This window comes from Agarivorans sp. DSG3-1, from assembly GCF_046774965.1.
Lineage (GTDB): Bacteria > Pseudomonadota > Gammaproteobacteria > Enterobacterales > Celerinatantimonadaceae > Agarivorans.
Genome location: NZ_CP177241.1, coordinates 3,488,305 through 3,507,361, shown reverse-complemented (window position 1 = coordinate 3,507,361; position 19,057 = coordinate 3,488,305). Strand labels below are relative to the sequence as shown.

Here is a 19,057-nt window from a genome sequence, read left to right as displayed (position 1 = left end):
ACTTGATAAAACTTACAAAGCAGCTTTTGCTTTTTCTACCAATACTGTAAATGCTGCTTTATCAAAAACAGCAATATCAGCTAGGATCTTACGATCGATTTCGATAGATGCTTTTTTAAGTCCGTCAATCAAACGGCTGTAAGACAAACCATTTTGACGTGAAGCAGCATTAATACGTGCAATCCATAACTGACGGAATTGACGCTTACGCTGACGACGGTCACGGTAAGCGTATTGACCCGCTTTGATTACCGCTTGGAAGGCTACGCGATAAACACGTGAACGTGCTCCGTAGTAACCTTTGGCTTGTTTTAAGACTTTCTTATGACGTGCACGTGCTTGTACACCGCGTTTAACTCTGGCCATTCTTAATTTCCTCTAAACTTATGCGTACGGCAACATGCGAACAATTGATGCGATATCAGACGCAGCAATCATACCCTTCGGACGAAGGTGACGTTTTACCTTAGTACGGCGCTTAGTCAGGATGTGACGAAGACCAGCTTGTTTGTATTTAAAACCACCAGAAGCAGTTTTTCTAAAGCGCTTAGCAGCGCCTTTGTTCGATTTCATTTTTGGCATTTACATGCACTCCGCATTGCGAGATTAACAACATATAACTAAAGGCGAACAAAAACAGCTTACTGGTTAAAGTAAGCTGTTTGTTACTTGGATGCCTTAGTTACTTCTTTTTAGGGCCTAACACCATCACAGCTTGGCGACCTTCCATTTTCGGAAAAGCTTCCACAACTGCTAGTTCTTCTAAATCACCTTTAATGCGGTTTAGTAGATCAAAGCCTAAACTTTGGTGTGCCATTTCACGACCACGGAAACGTAGCGTTACTTTAGCTTTATTACCCTCTTCTAGAAAACGAACCAGGTTGCGTAGTTTTACCTGATAGTCGCCTTCGTCAGTTCCAGGTCGGAATTTTATTTCCTTAACCTGAATCTGTTTTTGCTTCTTCTTCTGTTCTTTTACAGATTTACTCTTTTCGTAAATGAACTTACCGTAGTCCATGACCCGACAAACAGGTGGTTCAGCATTAGGACTAATTTCTACTAGATCTACACCAGACTCGCCGGCTATATCTAGCGCTTCATTCAAGCTAACAATGCCTAGGGCTTCGCCGTCTATGCCTGTAAGGCGTAATTCTTGAGCTTGAATTTCTTCATTTATCTTATGTGCTCTTGCAGCTTGTTGCTGACCACGTCTTCCGGTTTTTATAATTTATACCTCAATACAATTATTGTCACGATTGGCGATTTCTTGTTTAATTTGCTCTACAAACTTATCAACAGCAAATTTACCTAGATCGTCACCCTTACGAGTTCTAACCGCAACCTCATTACTTTCGACTTCTTTATCGCCGACAACCAGTAAGTAAGGAATACGCTTTAGAGTATGTTCGCGGATTTTAAAGCCTATCTTCTCATTTCTCAAGTCCGCAATGGCTCTAATGCCCTGTTTATTTAATTTTTTTACTACTTGATGGACAAAATCGGCCTGTTTATCGGTAATATTCATCACAACCACTTGGCGAGGTGCTAACCAAGTTGGGAAAAAGCCTGAGTATTCTTCAGTCAAAATACCAATGAATCGCTCTAATGAACCTAAAATTGCGCGGTGAATCATTACCGGAACATGGCGTTCGTTATCTTCGCCAACAAAAGAGGCAGATAAACGACCAGGCATAGAGAAATCTAATTGAACCGTACCACATTGCCATGCTCTGTCTAAGCAGTCGTGCAAAGTGAATTCAATTTTAGGTCCGTAGAAAGCCCCTTCGCCGGGTAAGTAAGAAAACTCAATACCTTTAGACGTTAGCGCATCGGCTAAGGCTTTTTCAGATTTATCCCACGTTTCATCATCCCCTACTCGCTGTTCTGGGCGAGTAGACAGTTTTACTTCTATTTCTTCAAAACCAAAAGTCTTATATGTTTCGTATACCATGTCGATACACGATGCGACTTCGTCTTGAATTTGATTTTCAGTACAGAAGATATGCGCATCATCTTGGGTAAAGCCACGAACTCGCATCAAACCGTGTAAAGAGCCTGATGGTTCGTTACGGTGACAAGAGCCAAACTCGGCCATACGCAACGGTAAATCGCGGTACGATTTCAAGCCTTGATTAAAGATTTGGATGTGACCCGGACAGTTCATCGGTTTAACCGCATACTCGCGGCTTTCTGATTGGGTGGTAAACATGCCGTCGGCATACTTGTCCCAGTGACCAGATTTCTCCCATAAGCTACGATCCATAATCTGCGGCGCTTTTACTTCTTGGTATTCGTACTTAGTAAGTTGTTCGCGCACGTAAGTTTCTAGTTGGCGGAAAATAGTCCAACCAGAATCATGCCAGAACACCATACCCGGCGCTTCTTCTTGCATGTGGTAAAGATCTAATTGTTTACCAATTTTACGGTGGTCACGCTTTGCTGCTTCTTCTAAACGTTTCAAATACGCCGCTAGTTGCTTTTTGTCTGCCCATGCAGTGCCATATACACGTTGTAGCATTTTGTTTTTGCTATCGCCGCGCCAGTATGCACCAGCCACTTTCATTAACTTAAAGTGGTGACAGAATTTCATGTTAGGTACGTGCGGACCACGACACATATCAATGTATTCTTCGTGGTGGTACAAGCCTGGCGTTGCACTTGCGTCAATGCCTTCAATAATTTCTAGCTTGTAAGGTTCTTCACGTTGTTCAAAAACCTTTTTAGCTTCAGCTAAAGGCACCGTTTTTTTAATCACATCGTAATTTGTCTTAGCCAGTGCTTTCATTTTCTTCTCAAGATTGTCGATGTCTTCTTGAGTTAGCGAATGCTCTAAATCGATGTCGTAATAAAAGCCGTTATCAATGGTAGGGCCAATTGCCATTTTGGTTTCAGGCCACATTTGCTTAATAGCGTGGCCTAATAAATGCGCACAAGAGTGACGAATGATTTCTAAACCATCTTCATCTTTAGCGGTGATAATCGCTACTTGTGCGTCATCGGTAATGAGTTCACATGCATCAACTCGCTCGCCGTTTACACGGCCGGCTATGCAGGCTTTAGCTAAACCTGGGCCGATATCAGCGGCGATATCCATGGTTGATACTGGGTTTTCGAATTGACGTTGGCTACCGTCAGGGAGAGTAATAACTGGCATATTTATCCTTGCACATACAGTGGTGATGCCTACGCAACATCACATGATTTAGTCGATAAAATTGAGTACCTAAGGCACTTAAAAGAGCGGCAATATTAAAGGTCTGAACAAATAACTTCAATAGCTTATACTTTATTGATTAGAAGACTCGTCGAACCAAGGAATTTGAACCATAATTAAACGGTGGACATATTGGAGTAGTTGTTATGAAAAACTATGTCGAAAAAATGATTTCTTGCCCTACCTGTGGCCACCATACCCCACTAATTATGGATGCGAGTAATGGTGACCAAGACTTCTACGAAGATTGCCGTGTTTGTTGTAATCCCATTCATTGTCGCCTACATATAGACGAGAGCAACGACAAGCTATTGGCTTACGTAGATGCAGATGACGAGCAATTCTTTTAGCTAAGCCATCGTTTTAAATCTCCAGCTTTTGCGAGTTGTTTAATGGTATCTATGGCAGTTTGCGTTGAACTGTCTATTTCTATGTTCACTAAATCTTTAACCGCTTTATCACCCAAAGTAGTGACTCGCAGCGTTTCTGGAATAATGTGCAACCAAAATCCTTGGTCGCTTAACTTGCCTACCGTTAAACTTGCACCATCTATGCAGATAAACCCTTTATAAATCACGTAGTCTTTCCATTCGTTAGCTAACGAAAGATGAATTGCTAAGTTATTCTCTGAGTACTGCATGTCTAATATGGTGGCGGTGGTATGAATATGCCCCGACACTAGGTGGCCACCGATTTCGTCACCTACCTTGGCAGCACGTTCAATATTTACTAAATCCCCTTCTTTAATAAGGTCTAAGTTTGTTAGACTTAGCGTTTCTTGTATCAAGTCGAATTGAACGCCTTGTTCGCTAATGCTGACTGCGGTTAAACAGGTCCCGTTTATCGCAACACTAGCGCCTATGTTTAAGCCTTCGATATCCACTAAATCGACCCAGAGCTTCATTAAGCCTGGCGCTCGTTCGACTTTGACAACTTTTCTTTTACTTTGAACTATTCCGGTGAACATGAAGTATTTTTTCCTGGGTTTTAAACAACGTTTTTCAAAAGAGTGTTTTGCCATTTTACGTTTGGCAGGGCCTATTGTCGTGGCTCAACTTACCATAACTGGAATGAGTTTTGTTGACACAATTATGGCTGGCTCGGTAAGCCCTACTGATTTAGCCGCTGTTGCAGTTGCTGCCAGTTTTTTTAACCCCATCATTTTGTTATTACAAGGCATATTGATGGCGGTTACACCATTGGTGGCTTATCAAATAGGCGCTAAACAAGCGTTTAAAGGCGGAAACATTTTTCGCCAAGCCTTATTTATTTCTTTAATACTCGCCGCTACTGCTTGGGTGATCTTGTGGTTTGCACCAAACGTTTTCAATGTGATGGATGTAGAACCGCAATTGGTGGGTTTAACCAAACAATATTTGTTTTTTGTTAGCTTTGGCTTGCCAGCTTTTGCCTTGTATCAGGTATTACGCGGTGTCAACGAGGCGTGTTCAAATATTAAAGCCATTATGCTCATCGGTATTGCTGGCTTGGCCTTAAATATTCCCATTAATTATGTGTTTATTAATGGTTTGCTTGGCATGCCAAAACTAGGTGGCGCTGGCTGTGGTGTTGCAACCGCAATGGTGAATTGGTTTATGGCGATTGCTATGCTTATTTACGCCAAGCGAAGTACAACTTTGCTGCCGTTAAAATTGTTTGAGCAGGGTTCTGGTATTGATTGGGCAATTATCTCGCGAATATTCAAACTTGGCTTACCAATTGGTGGCGCTATATTCTTTGAGGTGACCTTGTTTTCGATGATTGCTCTGTTGCTATCTCCGCTTGGTGCCGACATTGTTGCAGCACACCAAATCGCCCTAAACTTTACCTCTATGGTGTTTATGTTGCCCTTAAGCATTGGCATTGCCTTAACTATACGAGTGGGTAATTACATGGGCGAAAAGTCGTTAGATAAAGCACAAATCAGTGCCTACAGCGGAGTTATTTTGTCTATTATCGCTACGTTGTTTATTGCCACAGCTACGGTGTTATTTCGTCATGACATTATTAGTTGGTATACCAATAACACCGCTGTTGCTGCTATTGCTGCTCCTTTATTTTTGCTAGCGGCAACTTATCAGTTGTCCGATTCATTACAGGTATGCTGTGCTGGCGCGCTGCGGGGTTACCAAGATACCCGTTTCATCTTAATAGTTACGCTGATTAGCTTTTGGCCAATAGGCTTAGGTGTAGGTTCTATACTTACTTTTACCGACTACCTTACAAGCGAGCCAATGGGTGTGATAGGTTTTTGGATAGCAATAGTACTCGCGTTAACCGCCTGCGCGATTGGCTTGTTCTCAAGGCTAGTGTGGGCCACTAACAATCCGCACAAGCTGCACCTAATCAACAAGGAAGCATGAGTAGGGCTAACTTCTTTTACTTGCTGGCAGCTAGTGTCATTCTAGTTGCCTGCATTTACTCCCTGCTTAATTGGTTAGCCCCACGTAGTGACCAGCTCTTTGGGGATTATAGCGCTCGTTTAAATCGCGTCTTGAACATCAATATTACTGCCCCCCAAACAACCAGATCATTAACTCCTTTTAGTTGGCGTGATTACCAACAACCAGAGCCAGTGTTACAACTTTCGCTGCTAGACAGTGTCGGCTTAAAACAATGTGGCTTAGACCAAGTTGTTTTTGATGGAAACTCCAGTTTAGGTAAACACGCTGCAGCGGATTACCAGCTAGTTTGGCACACAAAAATCATCCAAGGCTTAGCAGCATGTATTCAAGACAAGCAACTAGAACCAAAGCTAGAAGACACGCTAACAGTGATTCTCAATAAAAAAATACAATCGCTGGATCTATATTGGGACAACTATTTAGTTAACGAGCAGAGTTTACGTTACTTGTGGCAGAGCGACCACGCACTGCGTCAACAGCCCTACTCCGCTTATCAATCCCTAGCCAACAATTTAAGTTACTTAAACAAATTACATCAACAACTCATAGAAGATCAGAACCTCGACCATGAAGGACTATTGGCACTAGGTGAGTCGTTTGCTAAGGGACCTAGTATTTTTGCCTTGTTACAAGAAATGCAACGTTCTAGCTTGTGGCTCAATGAGGTTTCTACAGCGTTAGAAAAGCGCGAGTTCAACTGTAAAAATGACCGCAAAAACGGCATCGTTCTCAAAAATATTCTGCACAAAGTCTATATGGAAAAAGTACAAGGCTATCTGGCTGAACTTGATCAAAGCGTTCGACTATTACTCCCGCCCTTAACGGCCCTTTACCACTCACAGAAAAGTTCGTTTTTATTAATGACTACAAAAAAAATCCATTTAGATTTTCAAGAGAGTAATCGACAGCACGTTAAACAATGGCAATTGATTTTAGATAGCTGTAAGGCTTAACAAGTCTTACACATAAGCCTAAGCCGAGGCTTTAAAGCGATAAGGGCTCCATTTGCTTACGCTTATTCAGCCTTTTACGCCTCATTTAGTTAAATTGTGCGCTGTAAAGGCCACTTATTGAGCAAACGAAATCTACAACTATTGACTGACGATACGCTCTCCCCTAGTATTGCACTCGCTGTAAAGCGGAGCGGCTTTCAAATCACTCTCAATTACAGCCAACACCTAAGATATTCGCGTAGCTCAGTTGGTTAGAGCACTACCTTGACATGGTAGGGGTCGGTGGTTCAAATCCACTCGCGAATACCACTTCTCTAAGCATCAATTTTCTTACTCTTTAACTTCCCTAAGCCAGCAGATTATTCGTTTGCGTTTTAATCTATTGTTAACGCCCCTATCCAGCGGCACTTCACTTATCTTTTAAACTTTTTTACCTTGAACGTCTTTGATTTAAATCATTAAAACCCGCTCCGTAAAACACGTTATATAAGAACATATATTTGTCACACAAATATATGTAAATCTATGTAAATGACATTGTAGTGCCCTGCCTGAGTCGCTTAAAAAAGAACGAGAGTCCATACTCTTTTAGGACTTAATGAGATTCAATTTTTCAGGACTACATTGTCACCATAGAAGGTATCAACATGAGTAAAAAGTTAACTACAGCCGCCGGCTGTCCGGTTGCTCATAACCAGAACGTAGAAACTGCTGGAAAGAGAGGGCCACAACTGCTTCAAGATGTTTGGTTTTTAGAAAAACTGGCGCATTTTGATCGTGAAGTTATTCCTGAGAGGCGCATGCACGCTAAGGGTTCAGGAGCTTACGGCACTTTTACAGTGACTAATGATATTACTCAGTACACAAAAGCCAAATTGTTTTCCGAAGTAGGTAAAAAAACTGAGCTGTTTACTCGCTTTACAACCGTAGCGGGTGAACGCGGTGCAGCCGACGCCGAACGAGATATTCGCGGCTTTGCCATTAAGTTTTATACCGAAGAAGGCAACTGGGATTTAGTGGGTAACAATACCCCAGTATTTTTTCTACGTGATCCGCTAAAATTTCCCGATCTAAATCATGCAGTTAAGCGCGACCCAAGAACCAATATGCGTAGTGCTAAAAATAACTGGGATTTTTGGACCTCGTTACCTGAAGCGCTTCACCAAATAACCATCGTAATGAGTGATCGCGGCATCCCCGCTACCTACCGCCACATGCATGGTTTCGGTAGTCATACCTTTAGTTTAATCAACAGTAACAATGAGCGTTTCTGGGTTAAGTTCCACTTTAAATCACAACAAGGCATTGAAAACTTATCAGACGCAGAAGCGGAAACCTTAATAGGAAAAGATAGAGAAAGTCACCATAGAGACTTACTTGAAAGTATCGATAACAAAGCCTTTCCAAAGTGGACCTTAAAAATTCAAGTGATGCCAGAAGATGACGCGGCTAAGGTACCTTACAATCCGTTCGACTTAACAAAAATTTGGCCACACAAAGACTATCCGCTGATTGAAGTTGGCGAATTAGAGCTTAACCGAAACCCTGAGAACTTTTTTGCAGAAGTAGAACAATCGGCGTTTAATCCAGCGAGCGTAGTACCTGGTATCAGCTTTTCTCCAGATAAGATGTTACAAGGTCGACTGTTTTCCTACGGTGATGCACAGCGCTACCGTTTAGGGGTTAATCATCACAGCATTCCAGTAAACGCACCTCGTTGTCCGGTGCATAGTTACCATCGAGATGGTGCCATGCGCGTTGATGGCAATCACGGTGGTACTCTGGGTTATGAACCTAATGATCAGGGCGAATGGGCAGAGCAGCCTGATTTTTCAGAGCCGCCGCTACGCCTAGGTGGTGCAGCAGCACACTGGGATCATAGAGAAGATGATGACTACTTTAGCCAGCCAGGGGATTTATTCCGCTTAATGTCGGCTGACAAACAAGCCATTTTGTTTGATAACACAGCAAGAAACTTAAGTGGCGTGCCTAAAGAAATCCAATTGCGCCATTTAAAACACTGCTACTTAGCCGACCCGGCGTATGCCAAGGGAATTGCTGAACAATTAGAGATAGTAGAGAGCGAATACCAACAATAAGCCTACCAAACCTCATAGTAACCGAGAGGTTGCTATGAGTGCCCAAGCTCTAATTCTTTTTAGTGCTTAGGTTTTTATCGCAAGCAATGGTTAGAACATTTTAGTCTTAGGCTTGATTTGCATCTTCCAACATCCTCATTTAATGCTACTGAACCCGCCTCTGCCTTTTTCATCGATTTAGGTGTCATTATTAGCATAAACACAAGATTTAAGGGACATATGTGGAATAGTGTAAAGATAAAGCTTTGCATTTCTTTACATTCGCTTTACGCGAGCTGAAACAACAAAACGTAAAATAGGGTTACTTTCTATGCTGTATGGATTCTCATGTATTTACGTTTTGTGGTACCGCCAGTTCTAATCGTTAGCATGCTGGCGTTAATTTTTATCAACCAGCAATCTAATTCGAATAATGCACCTCGTCGCGCTGCACCTACGCTAGTGACAACAGAAGACGTACAACAACATAGTTTGTCTCAAGAACTCAGCTTGATTGGAACCTTAAGTGCACGACAATCAGTATCAATAGCTGCCGAGGTAACCGGCAAAATCGAAAAAATTAACGTAAGTTCAAATCAACGGGTTAAACAAGGCGAGGTACTGATAGAGCTAAATAGTATTAAAGCTAAAGCACTATTAGATGAAGCTAAAGCCTACTTAGCCGATGAACAGCGTAAGCTACACGAATTTGAGCAACTGCTAAAACGTAAAGCCGTATCGCAAACTAGCTTTGACGCCCAGTTCGCTAGCGTGATCATCGCCAAGGCACGGGTAACATCAGCACAGTCAGACTTAGATGATCACAGCTTAACCGCTCCATTCTCTGGTGTGATCGGCTTAGTCGATATAAGCAAAGGCGCTTTAGTGAGTGCGAATCAAAGCCTATTAAACTTAGATAACCTACAAGACCTGCAGCTAGATTTAAACGTACCAGACCAGTACTTGTCTCTATTAGAAAAGGGCATGATTATTCAAGCCTCTACACCTGCATGGTCTCAGCAAAATTTTACTGGCAGCATCGATGTTATCGACCCAAGGGTAGACAGCGATACGCTGAATCTTAAGGTTCGAGTCGCATTTGACAACACCAGTGACCAATTAAAGCCCGGCATGATGATGCGAGCAACGCTTACCTTACCGCCAGCTACCCAAGCGATGGTCCCGGTGCAAGCTATCGAGTATTCAGGCACTAAGCGCTACGTTTATGTGGTAGATGAGCAACACATTGCACATCGTACTGAAGTTCAACTCGGTGCACGTATTAACAATTTTGTACTCATCGACCAAGGTATCAGCTTGCACGACAACATTGTTATACAAGGCTTGGTTAATATAAGAGATGGAGCAAAGGTAAGAAACGTAGAGCAGCAAATCGCCAAGAATGAGAATGCTAAACCGTCTAGCGAATCGATAACTCATGATGAACAGGAAGCGATTTAATGTGGTTATCTGATGTTTCGGTTAAGCGCCCAGTAGTAGCAATTGTACTTAGCCTTTTACTGTGTGTATTCGGTCTAGTATCGTTTAGCCAATTGGCAGTTCGGGAAATGCCAGATGTAGAAAACCCGGTGGTTACCATTTCTACTGGCTATGAAGGCGTATCTGCCACCATTATCGATAGCCAAATTACCTCGGTTATTGAAGACCAGCTGTCTGGCATAAGTGGTATTGACCAAATTGACTCTGTATCTCGAAACGGAATGTCGCGAGTCACCGTAACGTTTTTGCTTGGTTGGCCATTAACCGAAGGCGTGAGCGATGTTCGTGACGCAGTGGAACGAGCCAAACGTAGTTTGCCAGACGACATTACCGACCCTGTAGTATCTAAGGATAACGGCTCGGGCGAAGCCTCGATATATATCAATTTAAACTCCAGCATAATGGATCGTACCGAGCTAACCGATTATGCAGAACGGGTATTGATTGACCGCTTTAACTTAATTAGCGGTGTGAGTTCAGTGGATTTAACCGGCGCACTTTATAAGGTAATGTACGTAAAACTCGACCCTACCCTTATGGCTGGTCGACAAGTCACACCAAGTGACATTGTCGCGGCGCTTAATCGTGAGAACTTAGAGCTACCCGGTGGCGAAATTCGTAACGACACCACGGTAATGTCGGTGCGAACTGAACGCTTATACGCTGAACCAGAGGACTTTGATTACTTACGGATCCGCACTAGCGAAGACGGAACACACGTTTATCTGAAAGACGTAGCCAGTGTATTTATCGGTGCAGAGAATGAAAACTCCACCTTTAAAAGTGACGGTATTTTAAACCTAAGCCTAGGCATTGTTACTCAATTAGATGCCAACCCTTTAGAAGTGGCCACTAAAGTCACCAAAGAAGTAGAACGACTACAACGCTTTGTGCCAGACGGAACAGAGCTTAAGGTAGACTACGATTCAACGGTGTTTATTGACCAGGCGATAGACGAAGTTTACCAAACCCTCATGATCACGGGTGCGCTTGTGGTGCTGGTTCTGTATATATTCCTTGGCCAAGCAAAAATCACCATTATCCCGGCAATTACTGTACCGGTGTCGTTAATTGCTGCGTTTATTGCCGCACAAAGTTTTGGCTTTTCCATCAACCTCATTACTTTAATGGCACTGATTTTAGCGATTGGCTTGGTGGTGGATGACGCCATTGTGGTGGTGGAAAACATCTACCACCACATAGAGCAAGGTACTCCACCCTTGTTGGCAGCTTATCGAGGAACGCGCGAGGTAGGTTTTGCCGTTATTGCTACAACCCTTGTTTTGGTGATGGTTTTTCTACCTATCGCTTATATGGACGGGATGGTAGGTAAAATGTTTACCGAGTTTTCGGTGCTGTTATCGGTAGCGGTTATTTTTTCTTCGCTAATCGCATTAACTCTCACCCCCGTGCTCAGTAGCAAACTATTAAGCTTAAATGCTAAACCAAGTCGCATAAGTGCTTATATGGATAAAGCCTTTGCAAAACTGATCCCAGCTTATCAAAGGTTATTACGAAAAATCATAGCCACTCGCACTGCTGGCCCCACTGCCATTGTGTTGTGTGTGCTAGGTAGTATCGCTTTTATGCAAGGAATTCCGTCGCAACTTGCACCGGTAGAAGACCGAGGCGTGGTGTTTATTATGGTAAAAGGTGCTGAAGGCACCAGCTACGACCGCATGACCAAAAACATTGACCAAGTCGAGCAGCAAATCATGCCTTTGGTCGGCCAAGGCTTGATTAAATCCTTTAATATGCAAACCCCCGCTTTTGGTGGACGGGCGGGAGATAACACGGCTTTTATTATTGTGCAGTTAGAAGACTGGGCTGAGCGAGAGCAAAACGCAGGTGACGTGGTGAATCTAATGCGTAAAACCTTATCCAACATTGCTGATATCTCGATACGGCCTATGCAGCCAGGGTTTAGAGGTAAATCTGACGATCCGATACAGTTTGTATTGGCCGGTTCTAGCTTTGAAGAATTAAATCATTGGGGACAGGTGATTTTAGAACACGCCGAGTCTCATCCAATAATTAGCACTATAGACACTAACTATTCAGAAAAAACACCAGAACTTATTGTGAAGATTGATCGCCAACGTGCCGCTGAACTGGGCGTAAGTGTAAGCGAAATATCAGACACCTTAGAAATAATGCTGGGCGGTCGCAGTGAAACGACCTTTGTAGATCGTGGCGAAGAATACGACGTTTACTTACGTGGCGGCGAAGAAGGCTTTAACAGCGCGACAGATCTCAGCAAAATTTACTTACGTGCAGCTAACGGCAGCTTAATTACCTTAGACAGCGTAACGCAACTAGAAGAAGTGGCTTCAGCCGGTAGACTTAGTCGTTTAAACAAACAACGCGCGGTGACTATTTCAGGTACGGTTAATCAAGGTTATACCCTAGGTGAGGCCTTAGATTATTTAGAACAACTTGCAATAGATGAACTGCCTAGCGACATTTCTATCGATTTTAGCGGCGAATCAAAAGACTACAAAGAAAACCAAAGCAGTACCCTAATCATATTTGCATTAGCGCTGTTGGTTGCCTATTTGGTATTAGCCGCCCAATTTGAAAGCTTTATCAACCCTATGGTGGTAATGCTAACGGTACCCATGGGCGTATTTGGTGGCTTAGCAGGCATGTACTTCATGAGCGAAAGCCTGAACATTTACAGTCAAATCGCGATGATTATGCTAATAGGCATGGTGACCAAAAACGGCATTTTAATTGTTGAGTATGCCAACCAACTTCGCGACCGCGGCATCGAGTTTAACCAAGCGATTGTAGAAGCAGCATCGCGACGCTTACGCCCTATTATGATGACTGCGTTTACTACCGTAGCTGGCGCGGTACCGCTAATTATCTCTACTGGTGCTGGGGCCGAAAGTCGAATTTCAGTAGGCACAGTGGTGTTATTTGGTATGGCCTTCGCTTCGGTAGTTAGCTTGTTGGTTATACCCGCGATGTATCAACTGCTGGCTCGCTCAACCCATTCGCCAGGGCATGTTACTCAGCTATTAGAACAAGAAATAGCAAACGATCAGACTAGCCAACCATAGTGAATAGGCAATTAGGCCAATGCCATCTGGCATTGGCCTTTTTTATACGGCTTTTAGATAATGCTGAGTAACCGCAGGTTCTATGTTTAGCTGAAAATTGCTCACATAAGCTTGACTCACCACTTGGCCTTTTTCTAACAAAATCATGTAATCGGCCAGTTGTTTCACTTCCTCTATGTCATGACTAACGTAAACAACTGGTATCGATAATTGCCGATGTAATTGCTCTAGATAAGGAATGATCTCTTGCTTAAGTTTTGCGTCTAACGCTGATAAGGGCTCGTCCATGAGTAACAATTTTGGTGAGCTTAATAGCGCTCTTGCAATGGCAACACGTTGCCTCTCTCCACCAGATAAAGAAGTAACTCGGCGTTTAAGTAAGTGAGAAATACTAAGTAACTCACAGGTATCACTAATGCTTACTTGGCGTTTATCCGGCTGCACTAAGCGATAACCAAATAGCAGGTTTTTCTCTACATTTAAATGAGGAAACAAGCTCGCTTCTTGAAACACATAGCCAATTTCACGTTGATAACAATCAAGCCAAATGTTGTTTTTATCATCTTGCCACACCTCTCCGTTAAGCGAAAAATAACCACCTGCGAAACGGTCTAAGCCCGCCATTGCTCTTAAACAAGAGGTTTTTCCTGAACCTGAGGGCCCAAACAGTACCGACACCCCGGAAGGCGGTAAGGTAATATCTATGTTTAAACTAAAATCACCTCGCTGCGAATCTAAAGATAACTCTAAGCACATTGAGTAAGCCTCCTTTTGACGAAATCATTTAGGCTATATATCAGCAGTAAGGCAACAAAAGAAAACACCAACATGCCACCCGCTAACCAATGAGCTTGGCTGTATTCAAGCGCTTCTACGTGGTTATAAATATCAATCGACATAACACGGGTTTCGCCGGCGATATTTCCGCCAATCATCAACACCACACCAAATTCACCGATGGTATGGCAGAAACCGAGAATAGCAGCGGCAAAAAAACCTGGTCGAGCTAATGGAAATGCCACCTTCCAAAATACCAGGCTTGGGCTGGCTCGAAGCGTTTTTGCGACTTCCAATGGTCGTTTCCCTATTGCTTCAAAAGCATTTTGCATAGGTTGAACCACAAATGGCAAAGTATGCACCACACAGGCAATCACTATTCCAGTGAAAGTAAAAGGCAACGCTCCTATGCCAACAAACTCAGACAATACGCCCAATGCGCCATTTGGCCCAAGCAATAGCAATAAGTAAAAACCTAATACCGTTGGAGGAAGCACTAAAGGCAAAGCAAACATAGCGCCTACTATCGACTTATATGGAGACTGAGTTTGCGACATCCACCACGCTAGTGGAGTAGCCACGATTAACAAAATTAGCGTAACCACACTCGCGAGTTTAAGAGTAAGATAAACGACGACTAAATCAGGCATATAAAGCTCCTTTGCCTCAGCGGCTTGTTACTCGACTTCGTAACCAAAACCTTTAATTAAAGCGGTGATTTGATTCTCACGTAAGTAATCAATAAACTCTTGAGCGGCCGGGTTGCTATCGCCCTTATTAAGTAATACTGCGTCTTGTTTTATCGGAGCATACAACTTGCTTGGTACCAGCCACATTGATCCGCGACTTAACTTACTATCTACAAGCACCTGAGATAATGCGACAAAGCCTAAATCCACTGCGCCGGAACTGATCTGCTGATAGGTCTGCCCAACTGATTGCCCTTCAACAAATTTGCTTTGCAACTGCTGGTAGATACCTAAATGCTGCAAAGCGCTTACCGCCGCCGCTCCGTAAGGCGCAGTTTTAGGGTTACAAATAGCAAGGTGTTTTATTTCACTGTTTAATACTTCACCCCTAGCATCCACTAGCTCAGGTTTACTTGACCACAGTACTAGCGTGCCTTTAGCGTAGGTAAATTGACTGCTGGCTTTTGCCAAACCTTGTTCAACTAATAAACTTGGGCGTTTTTGGTCTGCGGCTAAAAATACTTCAAATGGTGCGCCATTTTTTATTTGGGCGTATAGCTTGCCTGTAGAGCCTGCTGATACGCTAACTTGATGCCCCGTTTCTTGTTGGTATTGATCGGCAATGGCTAGCACTGGTTTATAAAAATTTGCTGCCACCGCTACTTTTACTTCTGCGGCTTCAACAAAATCAGAACTAAATAAAAACATCACCGCAAGCGCCGCTTGGGGGAAATACTTAGTTATAGATTTTTTCATTACAAACGTCCTTTTAGATTAATAACTACAAATAATTACCGACGAAGCATTAAACGATAACGCTACCTGACTGGCTTCGTTGATGTTTAGCTGTGCGGCAGACGCGCTAGATACAATCGCCGACAAAGTTTTTTGTTCTGCCAGTTGCACAGTAATATCTAACTTATCTTCTCCCTCGTTAATTCTGCTAACGCGTCCAACAAACTGGTTAACGTTATTTTTTGCGACCTCGGCGCCTCGATGCAAACTGACTTGTGACGCTTTTATGAGGCACAAGACTTGACTACCAAAACTCAAATTCAAAAGTTCTACAGACTCGTTACTTAGCACTGCATTTACCGTAAGGTGCTGGCTAATTGCTACCTTCACAAAGCTGTTCACCGCTTTTTTATCTATCATCACTACCTGACCAAGTAATTGATTTCGTGCGCTACTACGTAAACTCATTCGACGCATTAATAAGCGAAAATCAGCCACATTGAGTTGCTCGGCACTAGGTTGTTGCAAGGTAGGTTTTAACTGCTCAAACGCCTGTTGATATTCGAGTTCTAGCGCTTTGTATAAACTAAGTAGGCTTAATCCATAGTCGGTTAATTGGGTGCCTCCGCCATGTTTGCCACCACTTTGCTTAACGACCAGCGGCTTTTCAGACAGATTATTTATGGCATCTAAGGCGTCCCATGCCGCTTTGTAAGACATAGGAATAGATTTAGCCGCAGCGCTTAATGAGCCATGTTCCACCACCGCTTCTAGTAGTTTTATTCGTTTGTCGCTGAGGAAGGGGCCTAACTCACTACATAGTTTTATTTTGCCCATTAAGGGCACCGCGTTTTTTAATTGATTCACCGTCATAGTCTTACCTATATAACGCTAACTACTGCTTGGCTAAATGCCTTGAGCAATAGTTTAGAGGGCTTGTATAAGGTTGATTGCAAATCCAGCGCCAAAGCCAGAATCGGCCTGAAAGCCCATAGAAACGGGCGATGAGGAACTACCTATCTTGTTAACTTATGTCGTGGAAACAACAAAAAGCGCTGTATTGTTAGCTATACAACGAACCAAATATACTGTTTACCGGTAAGGGTATTAATCTTTGTAATAGATTGAATTTGAACTGATTATTGGAAGTACAGAGTTTAGCTAACCAGTAATGACAGGCTAAACATAAGAGGTGTTAGATGTGAGTAGTTGGAGGACCAAAATCCCTCTTTAATGTAAGAAAAGATTGAAAGATTAGCCGAGCGATAGACACTTAGAGTTAGCGAGCAAACTATTTAGTATCCAAACGCTCTATGCTAAATATCAAACCTCATAAGCAACATAGAGGCGTTTAATTAAACAAAGCATTCGCTATAGGTCGGGCATTGAGCACAACTTGGCGCTCTACAAACAAAATCACCGCCCTGCTGACACAAATAGCGATAAAAGAAGCGTTTCCACCGCATGTTGTTGGTGTTCATTGCGTGTAACTCAGGAAAATTGTACTTCAACAAAGCGCCTAGTTCGTCTCTATGTTTTAGGCCTAAACTTCGCCAAAGGTGGGATTGAGACAAACACGCGGTAGCCACAATAATGGCCATTTGCAAGGCGTAAGGTGCTTTGTGATTAGCGTGCTCCACCAACACTGCTATTAGTTCGTTGCGTTCCTGGGCGCGCAGGCTACATACCTCACTCAGTACGTTAGCGCGTTTTCGCAAGCTCTCCTTGAACGGTTGCTTCCATAGCAATTCTAGATTTTCGATCTCGCTATTATTGATGGCGCGTTTTAAATCTAAATAGCACGAGTTGTCTAAGCCTACTCCGTAGGGCAAGGCTGCTTCACCACTCAGCTGTGCGCTAATAATTTGTTTAAACCAATTGCGGTTATGCAAAGACATTGGATAACAGACTTTAGTTAAGGCTTGCATCCAGTCGTTACCTATTAAACCATTCGTTGAATCAAACACTTGTTGTTCCATAAGCGCTCCTAGTTTGATAAGGCGATCACGTTAAGATCTTGGGGCAAACCCGTTAGTGAACCGGGAGGGTTAAGCGCCTGGCCTTTGTTGTCGACAATCGCCGTTTCAACTGGGCATATATGCGCGCACTGCGGTCCATTAGGGTTATCGCTGCATTCGTTACAGCGATGGGTAATCACAGAAAAGGCCGATTGGCCACTTGAGATGGCCTTTTGAGGGCACACTTCTTTACACGCAAAACATGCTATACAGGCTTTAGTAATAGATACTGACATTAGCTACACTCCCCGGCGTTACATACAGTTCGCTTGGCAGGCTTTACTTGATTAATAAGCGATTGTTGTATCTCTAACAAAGCCTCTTTAATCTCTCGCAAGGCATATTTGGTATTCACCTCTACGCCCAAGTCAGACAGCTCTTGCAAAGGTGTGTGACCAATTCTGCTGCACAATACGGTATTGAACTGGCTAAGCTGGTTTAAGTCTTGTTGCTTGTCGTCAGCACACTGATCACTGCCGGAACAGTATTGCTGCCAATCAACGCTTTGTTGTTCAATACTCTCTGCGCTTACCAAATAGCTTAAAAACTGAGTTGCGTGACCAAAATGCTGGTCAATTAGTTGGTTACTACTGGTCGCCACTGCTACTCGAAGTGTTGAATTGGCTACAGCGCTACCTTGTTCAATTGCGGCAAGGTCGATGTCTTGACCCAGTTTGCCTACTGCATCGGCTCTGCATTGTTGGCAGTGAGTCATTTGCGCCATACTTTGACCGGCACTTTGGCGGGCTAAATCTAATTCCTGTTTGCTCGGTTCACGCTGCCCCATTAAACCAAAGTAAGTACCGTGGGCGGGGTCGGAAATAAGCGGCATAATGTTATGGATAAACGCCCCAAATCGACCTAATTCTTTAGCTAAAGAATCAATATGGAAATCATTGATCCCTGGGATCAACACGGTATTTACTTTAACTAACATACCCGCCTTTATGGCAGCCTCTAAGCCCAATAATTGCCTATCTATCAGGGTTTGAGCAGCTTTGCGTCCGCGTAAGCGTTGTTGATTAAAGTACACCCAAGGATAGATTTTTTGCCCTATATCAGCGTCGATACAATTAATGGTAATAGTGAGATGTTTTACGCCAGAGGCAAGCAATGCATCAAGCTGATCAACCAACGCTAAACCGTTTGTTGATACGCACAAATGCACGTCTTCGTCTATTTTGGAGATAGCCTTCAAGCTGGCGAGGGTTGCGTTTGGGTTGGCCAAAGGATCTCCCGGCCCGGCTATTCCAACAACCTGAGTCTCTGGTACATGTTGTTTTACTTTTTCAAAACGTCGTGCTGCCATAGCGGGAGATAGTAACTTAGACACTACGCCAGGACGGGTTTCGTTGCTGCAATCAAACTTTCTGTTGCAGTAATTACACTGAATATTACAGGCTGGCGCTACCGGTAAGTGCATTCTTGCATAACGGTGACCCTCTTTAGAAAAGCAAGGATGCTTTGCTACTAAAGCGGCTTGAGCTTCAGCGCTTACAGGCTGTTTGGTTTGGCTCTGCCTTAAGTGTTGTAAAGTCATAAAGCTTCCTTGTTAGATACTTTATTGTTTACGTTGCAAAGCTTATTCCAATAATTAAATGCATAAAATACAAATAGTTATGA

At 43.2% G+C, this 19,057-nt stretch carries 18 protein-coding genes and 1 tRNA gene; 7 read left to right on the top strand and 12 right to left on the bottom strand.

The features are described 5' to 3' along the window. Positions 1–12 precede the first annotated feature (12 nt). From rplT to thrS, 4 genes are all read right to left on the bottom strand, one after another. Entirely contained in the window at positions 13–366 is a 354-nt protein-coding gene (gene rplT, locus ACLD71_RS16225) for a 50S ribosomal protein L20 (protein WP_137673213.1), read from the bottom strand. Positions 367–384: 18 nt separating this feature from the next. After that, positions 385–582 (bottom strand): 50S ribosomal protein L35, encoded by a 198-nt coding sequence (rpmI, locus tag ACLD71_RS16220; protein WP_137673214.1) that lies wholly within the window; start codon positions 580–582, stop codon positions 385–387. A 100-nt stretch (positions 583–682) separates the two neighbouring features. Beyond that, positions 683–1,225 (bottom strand): translation initiation factor IF-3, encoded by a 543-nt coding sequence (infC, locus tag ACLD71_RS16215; protein WP_137673215.1) that lies wholly within the window; start codon positions 1,223–1,225, stop codon positions 683–685. 3 nt (positions 1,226–1,228) lie between these two features. Beyond that, entirely contained in the window at positions 1,229–3,154 is a 1,926-nt protein-coding gene (thrS, locus tag ACLD71_RS16210; protein ID WP_411991352.1) for a threonine--tRNA ligase, read from the bottom strand. Positions 3,155–3,360: 206 nt separating this feature from the next. On the opposite strand from thrS, the gene ACLD71_RS16205 reads away from it, so the two are divergent. Further along, positions 3,361–3,564, top strand: a complete 204-nt coding sequence (locus ACLD71_RS16205; protein WP_137673217.1) for a CPXCG motif-containing cysteine-rich protein — start codon at positions 3,361–3,363, stop codon at positions 3,562–3,564. On the opposite strand, the gene ACLD71_RS16200 is transcribed toward ACLD71_RS16205, so the two are convergent. Beyond that, positions 3,561–4,181: a riboflavin synthase subunit alpha gene (locus ACLD71_RS16200; protein WP_137673218.1), complete on the bottom strand. Its 621-nt coding sequence runs from the start codon at positions 4,179–4,181 to the stop codon at positions 3,561–3,563. The genes ACLD71_RS16205 and ACLD71_RS16200 overlap by 4 nt on opposite strands. Between ACLD71_RS16200 and ACLD71_RS16195 the strand changes: the two genes are divergently transcribed. From ACLD71_RS16195 to ACLD71_RS16170, 6 genes are all read left to right on the top strand, one after another. Further along, positions 4,180–5,577, top strand: coding sequence for an MATE family efflux transporter (locus tag ACLD71_RS16195; RefSeq protein WP_411991351.1), 1,398 nt, complete (start codon positions 4,180–4,182; stop codon positions 5,575–5,577). The genes ACLD71_RS16200 and ACLD71_RS16195 overlap by 2 nt on opposite strands. After that, positions 5,574–6,572: a DUF3080 family protein gene (locus ACLD71_RS16190; RefSeq protein ID WP_411991350.1), complete on the top strand. Its 999-nt coding sequence runs from the start codon at positions 5,574–5,576 to the stop codon at positions 6,570–6,572. Before ACLD71_RS16195 ends, ACLD71_RS16190 begins: the two co-directional genes overlap by 4 nt. A 232-nt stretch (positions 6,573–6,804) precedes the next feature. After that, positions 6,805–6,881 (top strand) — tRNA-Val (locus ACLD71_RS16185). Between the two features lie 338 nt (positions 6,882–7,219). After that, positions 7,220–8,671 carry a catalase gene (locus tag ACLD71_RS16180; protein ID WP_411991349.1) on the top strand — a complete coding sequence of 484 codons (1,452 nt, stop codon included), beginning with the start codon at positions 7,220–7,222 and terminating at the stop codon, positions 8,669–8,671. Between the two features lie 327 nt (positions 8,672–8,998). Beyond that, a complete protein-coding gene (locus ACLD71_RS16175; RefSeq protein ID WP_411991348.1) occupies positions 8,999–10,111 on the top strand; it encodes an efflux RND transporter periplasmic adaptor subunit in 1,113 nt (370 codons plus the stop codon). Further along, complete coding sequence (locus ACLD71_RS16170) at positions 10,111–13,215, top strand: efflux RND transporter permease subunit (RefSeq protein WP_411991347.1); 3,105 nt, start codon at positions 10,111–10,113, stop codon at positions 13,213–13,215. Before ACLD71_RS16175 ends, ACLD71_RS16170 begins: the two co-directional genes overlap by 1 nt. A 42-nt stretch (positions 13,216–13,257) precedes the next feature. Here ACLD71_RS16170 and modC read toward each other — a convergent pair whose 3' ends face one another. The 7 genes from modC to nifB all read right to left on the bottom strand — a co-directional run bounded on the left by modC (position 13,258) and on the right by nifB (position 18,974). Beyond that, positions 13,258–13,971: a molybdenum ABC transporter ATP-binding protein gene (gene modC, locus ACLD71_RS16165; protein ID WP_137673224.1), complete on the bottom strand. Its 714-nt coding sequence runs from the start codon at positions 13,969–13,971 to the stop codon at positions 13,258–13,260. Next, positions 13,962–14,642 carry a molybdate ABC transporter permease subunit gene (modB, locus tag ACLD71_RS16160; protein WP_411991346.1) on the bottom strand — a complete coding sequence of 227 codons (681 nt, stop codon included), beginning with the start codon at positions 14,640–14,642 and terminating at the stop codon, positions 13,962–13,964. Before modB ends, modC begins: the two co-directional genes overlap by 10 nt. 27 nt (positions 14,643–14,669) lie before the next feature. After that, positions 14,670–15,437: a molybdate ABC transporter substrate-binding protein gene (modA, locus tag ACLD71_RS16155; RefSeq protein ID WP_411991345.1), complete on the bottom strand. Its 768-nt coding sequence runs from the start codon at positions 15,435–15,437 to the stop codon at positions 14,670–14,672. 18 nt (positions 15,438–15,455) lie between these two features. Beyond that, on the bottom strand, positions 15,456–16,289 hold the full coding sequence (locus tag ACLD71_RS16150) for a TOBE domain-containing protein (protein WP_411991344.1): 834 nt from the start codon (positions 16,287–16,289) through the stop codon (positions 15,456–15,458). 482 nt (positions 16,290–16,771) lie between these two features. Further along, the gene (locus ACLD71_RS16145; RefSeq protein ID WP_411991343.1) at positions 16,772–17,395 is read right to left on the bottom strand and encodes a nitrogen fixation protein NifQ; all 624 of its coding nucleotides are present in this window, start codon (positions 17,393–17,395) and stop codon (positions 16,772–16,774) included. A gap of 8 nt (positions 17,396–17,403) precedes the next feature. Further along, complete coding sequence (locus ACLD71_RS16140) at positions 17,404–17,670, bottom strand: ferredoxin (protein WP_411991342.1); 267 nt, start codon at positions 17,668–17,670, stop codon at positions 17,404–17,406. After that, positions 17,670–18,974, bottom strand: a complete 1,305-nt coding sequence (nifB, locus tag ACLD71_RS16135; protein ID WP_411991341.1) for a nitrogenase cofactor biosynthesis protein NifB — start codon at positions 18,972–18,974, stop codon at positions 17,670–17,672. The genes ACLD71_RS16140 and nifB overlap by 1 nt, the downstream gene beginning before the upstream one ends. Positions 18,975–19,057: the final 83 nt, after the last annotated feature.